Raw genomic sequence first — 15,113 nt, 5'->3', positions numbered from 1 at the left:
CAAGATAATAGAGTAATAAAGAACCACAGGCAGCTTCAATCAAAGCATGAAGTTTAATCATAAATGACCAATTATCTTCCTCTAATAAGGTTCTGGAAGAAGTTTTCGGAAAATTTAATTTTTCTTGAAGTTCAAGGATTTCTCTAGCCTAATGTATTTCATTTATTTTTTATTTAAATGCTACCTCCTAGTGAATTGATTGTAAATATATTCGATTTAAATATTGTACTTCTGAAGTAAGCTTATTACTATTAACTGATAAGGTTTTTTCTGAATGGCAAAACATTAATTTCTACGTTTCTAAAATATGTCTGTAGATTTTTCCTTAGCTCACGAATTCTTCAGGTAAGCTTCTTTTATCTTTTTTAAAAACTGGTGCTGGTCTTGCTGCCAGTAAATGTTCGAGAAAATTTCGACTTCGTTAAAACCGCTAAAACCCGTTTCTTCTACCCAGCCGCGAATTTGCTTGAGGTTAATACAGCCTTCGCCCATTAAACCCCGGTCGTTTAGCATATCCAAAGTTGGTGTTTTCCAGTCGCAGAGATGAAAAGCCGATAAGTTACCGTTTTTACCGCAGCGTTTAATCTGGTTTTCCAAATCTGGGTCCCACCACAAATGATACACATCCACGGCTATACCAACATGCGGAGAGTTTATTGCTTCGGCCATGTCGTTGGCTTGAGCTAAGGTATTTACCGCCGAGCGGTCGCCGGCGTACATGGGATGAAGCGGTTCGATGGTTAATTTTACTCCGGCCGAGGCCGCATGGGATAAACAAGCCGCCATTCCGTCCTGAATTTGTTTCCGGGATTCAACTAATGATTGACCGGGAGCCGAGCCGCATACCAATACTACCATGGGGGCGCCTAAAGCTTCGGCTTCGTCGATGGCTTTTAAATTATCTGCAATGGCGGCTTGGCGGGCGTTAGCAGAAAGAGCCGGGAAAAAGCCACCCCGGCACAACGACACCACTTCCAGGTTTAAGTCGCGGAGCATGTTGCCGGTTTGCCTGATATTTCTACCCGTTAAAGCATCGCGCCACACCGTAATGCCACCTATATCCGCTGCCGAAAATTCCTGGGCCGCTTTCTCGATGGGCCACGGCTTAGTAGTAATGGTATGCACGCACAAGCGGCTAAAATCAGTTAAATCTTTTGCCATTATTTTACGCCGTTATAAAAGGTGTAATAAGGCTCGTTGTTAATAACTTTTTGCAAATAAAGCGCTACTTCCCGGATATGATAATCGCCCCACATACTGGATTCACCCAGAGGAATAGAGCTGCCTTCGGGAACGTAATCCCAGCCGTTGGGCCAATGGTAAACCGAGTGTAATAAAATCCCCTGGTGGTTGGGATTAGTGCTGAGATAAGGTTCCTGCAATAAAGTTTGAATTACCGTTAAACCGGTTTGCCAGTATTTATTTCCGTTTTCTGTTTCGCCTTTTTCTTGTAAAAATCTCCCCAGGCGTAATAATCCTTGCGCCCCAATGGCCGCCGCCGAAGCATCAACAGGTTCCTGGTTATTAAAAGGATCGGCCGCACGGTTGAGGTAGTTGCCTAATTTAGGTAAGTTAGGCGCGCCGGTATCCCAGTAAGGAATGCCGTCCATTGGAGTATGTTCAATATAAAAATCGCAGGTAGCTTGGCCCGCTTTCAGCATAAAAGCTTCTATTTCTTTTCGGCCACCAAATCGGGCTAATTCTTCGTCCGCTATTGTTTGTATAAATTCCAATTCTTCGGCAAAACCGCACATCGCCCAGGCTAAACCGCGGGTCCAGGTACTAAAACCGGTGTAACCCTGCTGCGAATTGGGCGCCCGGTAATTGCCATCTTTGGTATTAAAAATACTCTCGTGCGCTGTTCGGCCCCAAATATCATACGAGTCGCGGCCTTCACCGTAATAAACAGAAAACTGCGCCGTAGCCTGACAGTGCAACAAAGCGCGTTCGAGTAAATTTATTTTTACATCGTTCTCGCCTTGCAGCACATGCCCTAACCGGTGACTGACCATTAAAGCCCGGCAGGAACGAATAGTATCGACAAATAAAGAATGCGGACCGTTAAAGGAATGAATAAAGCCTCCGGATTTAGTAGTAGTCCAGCGACTGGCTTGTACCGCCCCGGAAATTTTGAGGGCTAGTTCATAGAAATTCTTTTCCCATTGGTTAAACGCCGTTTTACCTTCCTGCATTAACCGCAGCAAATTGCCGTAGGTGCTTACGTTGTTAAATCCATGGTCGTGCACGCCCATATGGCTCACGTGCGGCGCCATTACTTCAACCGTTTTGTTTCGGCCAAATTCTAAAAAATTCTGTTCACCGGTAGCATCAAACTGCAGAATGGCCGAGCCGAATTGAAATCCCTGGGTCCATTCCGTCCAGCCGCGGGTAGTGTACTGGCCTTTTACCGTAAAAACCGGCGAACCTTGGCGGGTATCGTAATTTTGCGCAATGCTTTTGATCTTTTCTCCGGAAAGCTCCCAGAATTTTTGCAATAAAGGTTGCAGATCAGCTGCTTGTAATTCTTTTTTGGTTTGAATCATTCAGATAAGGAGTATGGTTTACACTAATTCCTGATTTCACAAAAGTTAGTTAAAACGGTTTAAAGAATTTATTTTCACCGGCCGGCAAATGAACAATGACCTGAAGTTTAAATTTTTTTGTTCGGCAAGCAGTTATTTACCCGGTAAATCTTACCATCGGTTTTGGTATAGAGATACAATTCGTTCTGAAGTCCCATACCAAATCGCAAATCGGTTTTTTTATTGCCGGTAATGGTTTGGAAAGTAGAAGTAGTACCATCCATTTGCAGCGTGAACTCCTGGATAGGAGCTTGTTGTCCTAATTTTAACTGATTGTTCTCTACGAAAAACACGCGGCCACTCACGATATCACCAAAAATGTATTTGTTTTTGAGTAAAGGAATAGAACCATTGTACACAAAGCCAGCCGAAAAAGCATTGCCTTCGTCGTGGTCAAACTGAACTACCGGGTAGGTATAATTATACTGGGCATCGTCGGCGGGTAAAGCATAAACTTTGTCCATTTTACCCTGATAATTGAGTAAGAAAGTGCCCTCGCGGGCGGGCCAACCGTAATTAGCGCCGGCTTTGCCAATGTTTAATTCTTCAATGTTGGTTAAGCCAATATCCGAAATCAGCATTTTACCATCCGGCGCCCAGTAAATCCGGTTAGGGTTGCGAAAACCGGTGGCAAAAATTTCACCTAATGTTTCGGGGTCCTTATCCTGGGCAAATGGGTTAATAGCCGGAATGCCGTAATGTCCGTTTTTACTGTTGTTGCCCCGGGGATCAATCCGGAGAACAGTACTCCAAACCGTTTTATTCGAATTACATAAAAAAGAATACTTCTGCTCCGCCGCCCCGCCATCACCTACACCAATATATAATAAGCCGTAATCCGGGGAACTTGGTTTGGCGAATGGATTAAAAGTAATCTCTTGCACCCCGTGAATTTGGTTCACCATGTTTACCCGCAATAATTCCCGGCCTTTTCCGGAAAAAACCGAGGCATGGGGATCAGGCAATTTCCATTCGGTAAGCACCCATTGCAAAGCAACTTTAATGGAATCGGCGTAAGCAAAATCGGCGGGCGCGGTGTTCGCCTTTTCGGTGTGGGTGGTATAAAAAAAACCGTTTTTATAAAATTCCGGGTGAAAAGCGTAGCTGCCAAGACCGGTGGCTAAACCGGGAGTTGAAATAAAAGCCGGCCGTTCCTTACTCATATCCAGGTATTGCCGCAGGTTTTTACCTTCCATTTCGTAGAGTATTCCGCGTAAATCCTGAATAAAAACCCGGTTCTTTTTACCCGGTAAAACCACCATGGTATTAATGCGGGCCAAGGGTATTTTTTCGGCGGTAGCCGGGGCGGTAGTAATTGATTCCAGGCTAAGAAGCAGTTCCGATTTTGGAATTTTGGTAGGAATAGGGTCGGATAGGGGAGGTCCTAGTTTAGCGGTGTTTTCGTCTATGGCCGAGGCAGGTTGCTGCGCATGTAAATAAGCCAGAATGGATTGCACCTCCCCCGGAGTAAAAGCGGTAAAGGGCGGCATCATTTGCTTGTATTCTTCATAAAGCTTAATCGCCTTGGCATCGCCGGACTTAATTACCTCCGGGGCATTACGGACAAATTTGGTCAGCCATTCGGGCGTATCGCGGGTAGTTACCCCGGCTAAATTAGGCCCAATGCCTTTCTGCTCAAAGTTATGGCAGGCCGTACAGTTCGATTGAAAAAGCTGCTTGCCGTGTATGATATCATGTTCGTCGGTGGAATAGGGATTTTTAGAGGCACTAGCTCCGGTATTTCCGGAGTGGTTTGCCGGGAAAACCGGGTTATTGGCGCTGGTTTGTTGGTTCGTACGGACTGGTTGATTTTCCTTATTTTTTCCGCTTACGCACCCTTGAAAAGCAATAACTCCACTAAAAAGCAGTAAACCAATATAAGTTTGGGGCCGCCGTGTTTTTCTGGACAAGATAAATTTAGGTACTAATTGGTTTATCCGCATTATAGAAGGCATTTGAGCATGAATACAATATAAATTCAAAAATCCGGCTTGCCTGATTCTGGCGTGCTCCTTTTTAAGGATCTTGAAAAAGAAAGACTTAAGGGGTTAAGTAGTGACTAATTAAAGATAACTCCCTTTCATGACCTTGGTACTTGGTTAAAAAGATTTCCTAGTTAAAAAAGAAAATTTTAAAACGCAAGGTGAAATTTTTTGAAATTACCCGAGCACAGGAACATCAAAACCAGCCGTATAGGTAACAGTTTTGCCGCAAAGACATTCAGAAATGTAAAATCTGCCAAAATATTAATTCTTTCAAAATAGAGTTTTTTAAAAAAGCGGACGTTAATTTTTCTTATTTTTAAAGTTTGAATACTTGATATATTCAACCCTGAAATTGTTTCAACTTTCTACATTTATAATTTTATCAACTATAACAAAGCTAAACTTACTCAATGAAGTATCCAATTAAGTTTTTAGCCGTAGGCTTGTTATTTTTAGGAAGCTGTTTGAATCCCAGTCGCGAAAAAAGTAATGCTGTTACGAATCAAAAAGAAGTAGATTATCCTACTTACGGCGGCAATAAAGCCGGTAACCGCTACTCGTCTTTGAGCCAGATTAATCTGGATAATGTAAAAAATCTGCAGGTAGCCTGGATGTACGATACTGCCGAAAAACCGGCCCCAAATAATCCCAAACCCCAGCGGCCAAAAGCTATTCAATGTCAGCCCATAGTAGTAAAGGGAGTTCTGTACGGCACTACTTCCGAACTTAAACTTTTTGCCCTGAAAGCCGGCACCGGGGAGCAGCTCTGGCTATTTGAGCCTTTAAAAGAAGACACCAAATTTAATACGAACCGGGGAGTTTGCTATTGGGAAAACGGCGACGATCAGCGAATTTTGTATTCGGTGGGTTCCAGTTTGTACGCCATTAATGCTAAAACCGGTCAAAAAATAGAAAGCTTTGGCAAGAACGGCACCGTTGATTTACACGAAGGGCTTCAAACCAATTTGGACCACGATGTGAGTAAATTATCGGTAACGGCTTCCACGCCAGGAGTAGTGTACAAAAATACCATCGTAATGGGTTCCAGCGTATCCGAATCGGGCGATGCGGCACCAGGTCACATCCGGGCTTTTGATATTATTACCGGCCAATTAAAGTGGGTTTTCCATACGGTGCCGCAACCCGGCGAATATGGCTACGAAACCTGGCCGCCCAATGCTTATAAATACATAGGGGCCGCCAACAACTGGAGCGGCCTGGTGCTCGACGAAAAAAGAGGTACGGTTTACTTTGGAACCGGTTCGCCAGCCTCTGATTTTTACGGGGGTGAACGCGAAGGCGAAAACTTATTTGCCACCTGTATTATGGCCCTGGATGCTGAAACCGGACAAAGAAAATGGCACTATCAAACCATTCACCACGATTTATGGGACCGTGATCATCCGTCGCCGCCTAATTTAACTACCTTAAAGCATAAGGGTAAAAAAGTAGAGGCAGTGGTGCAAGCTACGAAAGACGGACTGGTATACGTATTAGACCGCGATACCGGTAAATCTTTGTTTCCGGTAGAAGAACGGCCGGTGCCTACTTCGCCGGCTTTACCCGGTGAGCACCCTTACCCTACTCAGAAGTTTCCGTTAAAACCGGCGCCTTTTGCCCACCAGGTTTTTACCGAAGCCGATATCACGAATATCTCCCCGGAAGCCTACGCCTACGTAAAAGAACGCTTCGCAGAAATGCCCACTGATCATAAGTTTACCCCGCCCAGTGATAAAAGGCACTATTTTGTTCGGGTACAGTGGTGGCGCGGAATGGGGCGGCAACTCCATTGATCCGGATGGTATTTTGTACCAAAATGCCAATGACGATCCCTGGATATTGCAAATGGTGTCGCAGGAAGAAAGAAATAAGGAAATGGCTTCCCTGTCGAAAGGAAACGGTTTGTACCTGGCGAATTGCGCCGTTTGCCACGGCAAGGACAGAAAAGGCAGCGGCTCGGATTTTCCCAACCTGGTAGATATTGGTAAAAGAAATAATGCGGAAGGTATTATGGCTATTCTGGCCAAAGGCAGCGGCCGGATGCCGGCTTTCGAGCATATACCAAAGGAAAATCGCGCGGCGATTGTGCGTTATTTATTAAACACCGAAACCGCCGCCGACAAAGCTGAAAGCGAACACAGCGAAACCGGTCCTTCGGAAACAGCAAAAAAGGAAAGCTTTCCGTACGTGCCGCGCTACGTAAATAAAGTTTGGAAGAAATTTACCGATCAGAACGGGTATCCGGCCATTAAACCTCCTTGGGGTACGCTCAACGCCATTGATTTAAATACCGGCGAGTATTTGTGGCGGGTACCTTTAGGCGAATACCCGGAATTAACGAAAAAAGGTATCCCGATAACCGGCACCGAAAGTTATGGCGGACCAGTAGCCACGGCCGGAGGTTTGGTATTTATTGCCGCCACCCGCGACGAGAAAATCCGGGCTTTTAACAAGAAAACCGGGGAGGTAGTATGGGAATACCAATTACCGGCCGGTGGCTTTGCTACACCCATTACCTACCTGGTAAATGGCAAACAATACGTGGTAATTGCCGCCGGAGGCGCCCGAGGGTTAAAAGCCGGAGGTAAATACGTGGCTTTTGCCTTACCTTAAAAGCAGAAAGTAAAACTTTAAGATGCTTCGTTCAACTGTTATAAAGTTGGGCGAAGCATTTTTATTTAAGTCTGCCTCTGAAATCCTGGTTTTCTTTTGCTTTACTATTAATTTAAATTTTTATTTTTTCAGCTTTTTTGAAGGATTATAGCTAACAAAAGACTGGATTTTATTATTTCTTTATTTTAAAGCTGTACAACAGTTGTAAATTTTTAAATCTTCCATCGGCTAAGTGATTTGGTATATTTTTTTAATAGGTTTATAATTTATATTTGACTAGTTCCAAATAGATAAACCTTGAGCCAGAGCAGTTTAACGGATGAAGAACTTTTAAGTGGCTTGGGCCAGGATTCTGCCCAATCTTTTAAGCAGATTTATGATTTGTATTGGAGCAAATTATACCTGGTAGCCTATCGCAAAACCGGTCAGAAAGAAGTTGCGGAAGAATTGGTACAAGAAATATTTCTAAACCTTTGGCTCAAACGTAAATTAATCGTTATTAAAAGTAGTTTAGATGCTTACTTGCTTACGGCCGTTAAATACTCTGTTATTAATTATTACCAAGCCCAATTAGTCCGTAATAAATACAAAGCCGCTGCGGAACATGCGCGGGCTGCGGCCAACTTTACCGAAGAACAAGTTTTAACCGAAGAATTAAATTCTACTTTTAAACAAGCGCTGGAGGCTTTATCTAATAAAACCAGGCAAATTTTTGAAAAAAGCAGATTCCAGAATTTATCGAATAAAGAAATAGCTTATGAGCTTCAGTTAACCGATAAAGCGGTGGAGTTTCATATTACCAAATCGCTGAAACATCTGAAAGTCTTTTTAAAAGATTTTGTTATTCCCTTTTTCCTAATCTGCTTTTCATCTCACTAGTTTCGCTTATTTTCCTTATCGGACATTCTTAGTAAGTTAATAGACTATGGGCTAAGGGCCACGGCTATTAATCATTTCTTACCTTCTTAAGATTTTTAGGTTTATTTTTTAGGGTAAGGAGCTACTTATCTGACTGTATCTATAAAACCGGCTAAGAAATAAGGGTAGCGCGATTACTTACATGAATTGGAATGAACCAGAGAAGCTGGAAAAGCTTTTGCAAAAATACTTAGCTGGTAAAGCTACCCCGGAAGAAGAAGCCATTATTGCAGATTGGTACGAAAAAATAAATTTAGCGCAACCTTCTCATCTGATTAGTACAAAGGAGACAGAACAGGTAAAATTCCGCAACTGGTTAGCCTTACATGCAAAGATTCAGCAAGTAAATTACCGGTCCGTAAAGAAGGATACGAAACCAAATAATTTTAAGCTGAGCCGAAAAGCAACGGTTTGGGTAGGAGTGGGATTGGTAGTTTTTTTGATTTTTGGACTAAAAGAATATTCGAAAAAGTTTCCGGGAAGTTTCTCCGGACCGGAAATAGCTTACTTGAAACAGGAAAATAAAACAGTAGCCCCGTTACGGGTTTCTTTAAGCGACGGCACCTTAATTTGGTTAGAACCGGGAGCTAGGCTTCAATATCCTAAAAAGTTTACTGACTCAATTAGGAAAATTATGTTAAATGGGAAAGCATTTTTGGACGTAGCCCGCGACCCACAGCATCCCTTCCGGGTGCTGGGCGATGCCATTGAAGTAGAAGTGTTAGGAACCAGTTTTGAAGTTGATTTTAATGCTCCTAAGCAAGTGACGGATGTTTTGGTGCGTACCGGAAAAGTAGCCGTAACACCAACCGTACATAGCCTGCCCGCTTTTCTCCGGTTTTTAGAGCCGGAACAAGAAAGCCTTTATTTACGACCTAACGAAAGTTCCCGGTTTAATGCCACAACTAATACTTTAGTCAAAAGAAAGATTCAACCCAACTACTGGGCGCATCAAGTAACCGCAGCCAAATTAGTATTTAAAGAAACTCCTTTAACAGAAGTTATCCAACAGTTAGAAGACCAATATAAAGTTTCTATCCGGTTAGAGAAGGCGCAGTTAAATAAATGTACCCTTACCGCTTACTTTCAGGACCAATCCCTGGAAGTAAAACTCGAAATGATTTGTAAATCCATTGGTGCTAACTACAAATCCGCTGACGATAAATTTATAATTTTTGGAGAAGGGTGCGCAGAATAACCCTCGAAATAAAGACTAAAAAATACCGCTTATGATTTAGAAAAGTACTCCTCCTCCCCAATAGGTAAACCCCCGGGTATTCCGCCTATGTAACTCTACTGTTCGCTAAAGCATCTGAAAGATGCCTGGAAAGCTATTGCCTTGCCTCACTTGTTTTACCTGAATCAAACGTAAAAATCAACTCACCTATGGAAATTATACTTATGAAAAAAAGACTCTGGTTGAAATTATTATTTTTATCCGTCACTTTTTTGCTAGTGGACCGAAATGCTTTAGCCGAAGATAATAAAGCGAAAACAGCCTTAAACCAAATTATAACCTTAAAATTAGAAAAAACCGAACTGAGCGTTATTCTAAGAGAAATGGAAGATCGCAGCGGTATTCATTTTATTTACAGTACCCAAATAATTGATGCTACCCGCAAAGTTTCGGTAAATGCTTCTAATAAAAAGTTAGCCCAGGTACTTACAGACTTATTCACTCCTTTACGGATAGATTTTGAACCAGTCGGCGGCGAAATAGTGCTGAAAAGATTAAAAACCAGTGGTTTAGTGCCTACCGCCGATAACACTCATACCGTATTAGCTTCCAGCAAAAAGAGGATGGTTGCCTCCACCATTACCGGTAAAATTACTTCGGCTACCGGCGAAGCTTTACCTGGGGTAACCGTTTTAGTAAAAGGAACCACCACGGGCACGGCTTCCGGCTCCGACGGTTCTTATTCTATTACGGCGCCCGCTGACAACGGCACGCTCGTTTTTTCTTTTATTGGCTATACTACCAAAGAAGTACCTTTTAACGGGAATGCTACCATTAATGTCATATTATTAGACGATACCAAAACTTTAGATGAAGTAGTAGTAACGGCCTTAGGCATAAAGCGGGAAAAGAAAGCCTTAACCTACGCGGTTTCGGAAGTGGGCGGCGAAAAATTAACCCAGGCCCGGGAAATAAATGTAGGTAACGCCTTAGCTGGACGCGTAGCTGGGGTTACCGCTTCGGGTACATCGGGTGGTCCGGGCAGTTCGAGCCGGATTGTGATTCGCGGAAACGGCTCTTTAAACGGCGAAAATCAGCCTTTGTATGTGGTGAACGGCATGCCTATTACGAATAATAACCAAGGTGCGGCGGGTACTTTTGGCGGCGTAGACCGGGGCGATGGCTTAGCCAGTATCAACCCCGACGATATTGAAAGTATTTCGGTGCTAAAAGGAGGTACCGCCGCCGCTTTATACGGCGCCCGGGCCGCCAACGGAGTCATTTTAATTACTACCAAATCGGGTAAAGCGCAAAAGGGAATCGGGGTAGAATACAATACCAATTATACCTTGCAGCAAGCGGTTAATTTATTGGATTGGCAATACGAGTATGGTTCGGGTTCGTTGGGAGCCGCGCCAACTACGCAGGCGCAAGCCATTGCCAACGGCCGCATGTCGTGGGGAGCCCGGTTAGATAATTCACCGGTCATTCAACCGGATGGTCAGCCCCGTCCTTATACCGCGCAGAAAAATAATCTTAAAAATTTCTATCAAACCGGTACCAACTTCGTGAATACCCTGGCGCTGACCGGCGGTAATGAAATTGCCCGCTTCCGGTTCTCAGCTTCTAACCTGGATAACAAAGCGATTGTGCCGCACAATACCATGAACATTAAAACCTTTAACCTGAGCGCCAGCGCTACTCTGGCCAAGAAAATTGTGTTCGAAGGCAACGCCCAGTACAATATCGAAGACGTAAAAAACCGGACCTATTTAGCGGATTTTCAATTAAACCCGAATACCGGCGCTCAATTATTGGCCACCAATATCCCAATCGAAACTTTATTGCCCGGCTACTTACCTACCGGCAACGAATTTAAATGGAGCGATTATGAATACGCCACCAACCCGTACTTTGCCATTAACAAAGTACAAAACGGCGATACTAAAAAACGGTTTATTGGTTCTTTTAATACTACTTACAATATTACCGATGCGCTGTATGTGCGGGCCCGCTTCGGAATTGACCAGGTAAACTTTGATGCTTACGCCATTCAACCAACCGGACTCGCCTTTAACCAGCCCGGCTCCATGACTACCGACCAGAGCGTACAATCCGAAACCAACCTGGAGGGTACCATTGGTTTCCGGAAAGATGTAGGTCGTTTTTCCGTGAATGTTTTTGCGGGCGGCAATCAAATGCGCAATACTTTCGATGGCCTTAGCCTTTCCAGCGGTCAGTTTAACCGGCCCTACCAATACTTTATTGCGAACGGCAGAAGCCAGAATTTTGCTATTAACTACAGTGAACTAGGAATAAATTCTTTGTTTGCCTCCGCCGATATTGATTTTAATAATTATTTGTATTTAACCTTAACCGGCCGCAACGATTGGTTCTCTACCTTAGACCCCAAGAATAACAGTTTGTTCTACCCTTCGGTGGGTTTGAGTTTTGTAGCTTCCGATGCCTGGGCTACTAAACCCGGCTGGTTAGATTACGCTAAAATTCGTGCTTCCTGGGCGCAGGTAGGGGGCGGAGCACCCACGGCTTACGCGATTACCCAAACTTTTTCGGCGCAATCACAACAGCATCTAGGGCAAACCTTAATGAATGTCACCAACCCCACTTTACCCACTTTATTAACGCCCTATACCTCTACCACCACCGAAGTAGGTATTGAAACCAAAATTTTGAATAACCGCCTGGGAGTAGATGTTACTCTTTACGACCGGACTACCACCAACGATATTGTAAATGCTACTTTGCCGCAATCCAGTGGCTATACCGCCGTGGCTTTGAACGTAGGTAAAATGAAAAACCGGGGCATTGAGCTAATGTTAAGTGGTTCTCCGATTACCAGCGAAAGTGGTTTATCCTGGAACATGGCTTTAAATACCGCTTATAATAAAAATGAAGTTATTAGTATTGCGCCGGAATTAGGTTTAACCAGTTTGCGTTTACCGGGTGCCACTACTCGTACCGAAAACGGCTGGATTACCCATTACCAGGGGCAGCCTTTTGGTCAGATTGCCGGTAGTACGTATTCCCGCAATGCCAACGGGCAAATAATTTACAACAGCTCGAATGGTTTGCCTATTGCCGGCCCGGTTGTGCCTTTGGGTAAAGGAGTACCGCCTTTAGCCGTAGGTTTAAATAACGATTTTTCCTTTAAAAACTTTAATTTAAGCTTTTTACTCGATAGCCGGTGGGGGGGCAGTATTTATTCGGCTACTAGCGCTTACGGAACCCAGTTTGGTTTAGATAAACGCACCGTTGAAAATAATGTCAGAGAAACCGGGGTAACCGTTACCGGGGTAAACGAAAAAGGCGAAGCCTTCACGAAAAACGTTCCGGCCGAAACGTATTACAAAGGCATCTGGAACACCATCACCAGCGAATTTGTCGAAAAGGCCGATTTTATCAAGCTCCGTTCTTTCAACATTGGCTATACGTTGCCTGCTAAATTGTTAGCCAAAACTCCTTTTCAGTCGGCTAATATCTCTTTTGTAGGCCGCAACTTGCTAATACTCTATCGCAGCACCAAAAACATCGATCCCGAATCTAATTACAGCAGCGGCAACGCGCAAGGCTTAGAAAACTTTGGTTTGCCTTCTACGCGCACCTACGGTTTTAATTTAAGCGTGCGATTATAAAATAGATAAAGGTAATAGTGTCTTATCCAAAAAAGCATCAGAATACTATGAACAACATAAAACGTAAACTAGCTGCCTTCACTTTTAGAACCGGCTTTTTAGCAGTTTTCTTCTTAACCGCCTGCGACAAAGGTTTTGAAGAAATGAACATCAACCCCAATTCCTTTACCGAGCCGGCTATTGATCCTTTATTTACCAATAGCATCATCCGCACGGTAGGAACCGGTACCACCGACCGTAACCGGACTAATATTAAATATGCTTCGGGGATTATGCAGTACCACGCTACTTTGCAAAATTTCTGGTACGGCGAAAAAGGAGTGGTAAACGCCCAAACCGGTAATTTCTTCGAAACGGTTTATACGTCGCATTTGCGGGAATTAATGATTGTGATCCGGGAAACCGAAGGAAATCCGGAACTGATTAATCAAAATGCCATTGCCAAAATCTGGAAAGTTTACGCCCTCCACCGGGTTACCGATGCCTACGGCGACGTACCGTACAAACAAGCCGCCGGCGCCCCGGAAGGTATTTATAAACCCGCTTACGATAAACAATCGGACATTTACCCTTGGATGCTGCAGGATTTGGAAGCTGCTATAAACCAGATGGATGCTGCGAAAGCTTCGTTTGGCGCTGCCGATGTTATTTACGCGGGTAGCGTTCCGAAATGGAAAGCATTTGGTTATTCTTTAATGCTTCGGTTAGCTATGCGGTTAACCAAAGTTGACCCGACTATGGCGCAGACTTGGGCTCAAAAAGCCATTGCGGGTGGGGTAATGCAAAGCAACGCCGATATGGCCAAACTGGCGCATATCTCGGCTAATGAAAATACCTGGAACTGGGATGCCCGCGAATTAAAAAGAGAAAGTTTACCGGAAGGTAACCAAGGCTTGGGCTTTGTAAAAATGGGCAAAACTTTTCTGGATTTATTGCAGGTCAATCAAGACCCCCGCATACCTTTTTACATGACTTTATGGGAAGGTAACATTGACGCCAAACAAGGACAGGTAATTTCCCAGACTACGGCTATCGAACTACAAAAAGCCTTGCCCAACGGCTACGATCCCAATACCATCGGCACGGTTATCCCGGGTTGGAAAAATGAATTGCTGCGCGAATACTCTGAGCCTAATACCGCTACTATTGCCAACTTTTCGGCTCCTACTATTATTTTAAGCTACTCGGAAGTAGAGTTTTTGCTGGCCGAAGCTGCCCTGCGTGGTTGGGAAACCGGCGTACCGCAGGAGCATTACCACAAAGCAATCCGGGCCAACATGGAGTCATCTACTTTATACCCGAACAGCAGCGTGGCAAATGTGGCGATTACTCCTGAAGAAATAGATACCTATATCGCGGCGCATCCTTTAACCGGCAGCATGCCGGAAATGATGCAACAAATTCACACGCAATTTTACCTGGCGCATTACATGTACCTGGACTTTTTTGAAGCCTGGTCGAACTGGCGGCGCACCGGAGTTCCTACGCTGCAGCAAATTAACTATGCGCTCAATGCCACTGGTGGAGCCCCGGTAAGACGTTTGATGTATTCTTTCGAGGAAAAATCTTTAAATGCGGCCAGTGTTGAAAACGCCATTAAGAATCAGGGGCCGGATTTGTATACTACCCGGGTTTGGTGGGATAAAGAATAACCTTTAGGCGGCTTTAAAATGTATATGAAGCTTTTCCAAGCAACTTAAAAAAGATTTTCTGTTCAGCTAAAATTAAAAATGTAGCATTATGAAAGATAACCGCAGAAATTTTTTAAAAAAAAGTACCGCTTTAGCCGCTCTCTCGGTAGCAGGCTTAAGTAGCTGCTCCTCCTCCGGAAACGAAAAGGCAGAAAATGCTATCGCTGTTCGCACCGGCGGAGCAAATACCGCTAAAAATGCCGAATGGCCCATTAAAATAGGGGAAAATATGCCCCGGTTAACGGTAGGAGTTTCCAGCGATGCTTTGGTCGCCGAAATGAGGCAGATCAAGCAAATTGGCGTGGATTATGTGTTAATGGGAGGCCCACCTATCCCCTGGACCGTAGAAAGTTTGCGGGAAATAATGGATCGCTTTAAAGCCGAAGGTTTAACGGTAATAAACATGATGATCGGAGAACACCCGAATACCATTTACGGCCGGGAAGGAAGAGATGAGGAAATAAAAAAATACAGGATTCGTTAGTAGCCGCTGG

At 44.1% G+C, this 15,113-nt stretch carries 8 protein-coding genes and 1 pseudogene; 6 read left to right on the top strand and 3 right to left on the bottom strand.

Annotated elements, in window-relative coordinates:
* Positions 1-330: 330 nt before the first annotated feature.
* The 3 genes from AHMF7605_RS06450 to AHMF7605_RS06440 all read right to left on the bottom strand — a co-directional run bounded on the left by AHMF7605_RS06450 (position 331) and on the right by AHMF7605_RS06440 (position 4,492).
* Positions 331-1,161, bottom strand: coding sequence for a sugar phosphate isomerase/epimerase family protein (locus tag AHMF7605_RS06450; protein ID WP_106927571.1), 831 nt, complete (start codon positions 1,159-1,161; stop codon positions 331-333).
* The gene (locus AHMF7605_RS06445; protein ID WP_106927569.1) at positions 1,161-2,543 is read right to left on the bottom strand and encodes a glycoside hydrolase family 88 protein; all 1,383 of its coding nucleotides are present in this window, start codon (positions 2,541-2,543) and stop codon (positions 1,161-1,163) included. Before AHMF7605_RS06445 ends, AHMF7605_RS06450 begins: the two co-directional genes overlap by 1 nt.
* 107 nt (positions 2,544-2,650) lie before the next feature.
* Positions 2,651-4,492, bottom strand: coding sequence for a PQQ-dependent sugar dehydrogenase (locus tag AHMF7605_RS06440; protein WP_233218964.1), 1,842 nt, complete (start codon positions 4,490-4,492; stop codon positions 2,651-2,653).
* Positions 4,493-4,977: 485 nt separating this feature from the next.
* Between AHMF7605_RS06440 and AHMF7605_RS31270 the strand changes: the two are divergent.
* From AHMF7605_RS31270 to AHMF7605_RS30125, 6 genes and pseudogenes are all read left to right on the top strand, one after another.
* Positions 4,978-7,180, top strand: a pseudogene (locus AHMF7605_RS31270) (outer membrane protein assembly factor BamB family protein).
* A 297-nt stretch (positions 7,181-7,477) separates the two neighbouring features.
* Entirely contained in the window at positions 7,478-8,059 is a 582-nt protein-coding gene (locus AHMF7605_RS06430; RefSeq protein WP_106927564.1) for an RNA polymerase sigma-70 factor, read from the top strand.
* 181 nt (positions 8,060-8,240) lie between these two features.
* Positions 8,241-9,296 carry a FecR family protein gene (locus AHMF7605_RS06425; RefSeq protein WP_106927562.1) on the top strand — a complete coding sequence of 352 codons (1,056 nt, stop codon included), beginning with the start codon at positions 8,241-8,243 and terminating at the stop codon, positions 9,294-9,296.
* A 203-nt stretch (positions 9,297-9,499) separates the two neighbouring features.
* Entirely contained in the window at positions 9,500-12,928 is a 3,429-nt protein-coding gene (locus AHMF7605_RS06420; protein WP_233218963.1) for a SusC/RagA family TonB-linked outer membrane protein, read from the top strand.
* Between the two features lie 47 nt (positions 12,929-12,975).
* Positions 12,976-14,580, top strand: coding sequence for a SusD/RagB family nutrient-binding outer membrane lipoprotein (locus tag AHMF7605_RS06415; protein ID WP_106927558.1), 1,605 nt, complete (start codon positions 12,976-12,978; stop codon positions 14,578-14,580).
* 88 nt (positions 14,581-14,668) lie between these two features.
* Positions 14,669-15,103: a twin-arginine translocation signal domain-containing protein gene (locus tag AHMF7605_RS30125; RefSeq protein ID WP_199200206.1), complete on the top strand. Its 435-nt coding sequence runs from the start codon at positions 14,669-14,671 to the stop codon at positions 15,101-15,103.
* The last annotated feature ends 10 nt before the right edge of the window (positions 15,104-15,113 follow it).

The sequence above is a fragment of the Adhaeribacter arboris genome (assembly GCF_003023845.1).
Lineage (GTDB): Bacteria > Bacteroidota > Bacteroidia > Cytophagales > Hymenobacteraceae > Adhaeribacter > Adhaeribacter arboris.
The sequence above is the reverse complement of the archived record's forward strand: the minus strand, read 5'-3'. Positions and strand labels throughout refer to the sequence as shown.

Bases quoted from the DNA above. Each gene is read 5' to 3' on its own strand.
- AHMF7605_RS06420 (WP_233218963.1), top strand. From the start codon at position 9,500: ATGAAAAAAAGACTCTGGTTGAAATTATTATTTTTATCCGTCACTTTT.
- AHMF7605_RS06425 (WP_106927562.1), top strand. From the start codon at position 8,241: ATGAATTGGAATGAACCAGAGAAGCTGGAAAAGCTTTTGCAAAAATAC.
- AHMF7605_RS06415 (WP_106927558.1), top strand. From the start codon at position 12,976: ATGAACAACATAAAACGTAAACTAGCTGCCTTCACTTTTAGAACCGGC.
- AHMF7605_RS06450 (WP_106927571.1), bottom strand. From the start codon at position 1,161: ATGGCAAAAGATTTAACTGATTTTAGCCGCTTGTGCGTGCATACCATT.
- AHMF7605_RS06445 (WP_106927569.1), bottom strand. From the start codon at position 2,543: ATGATTCAAACCAAAAAAGAATTACAAGCAGCTGATCTGCAACCTTTA.
- AHMF7605_RS30125 (WP_199200206.1), top strand. From the start codon at position 14,669: ATGAAAGATAACCGCAGAAATTTTTTAAAAAAAAGTACCGCTTTAGCC.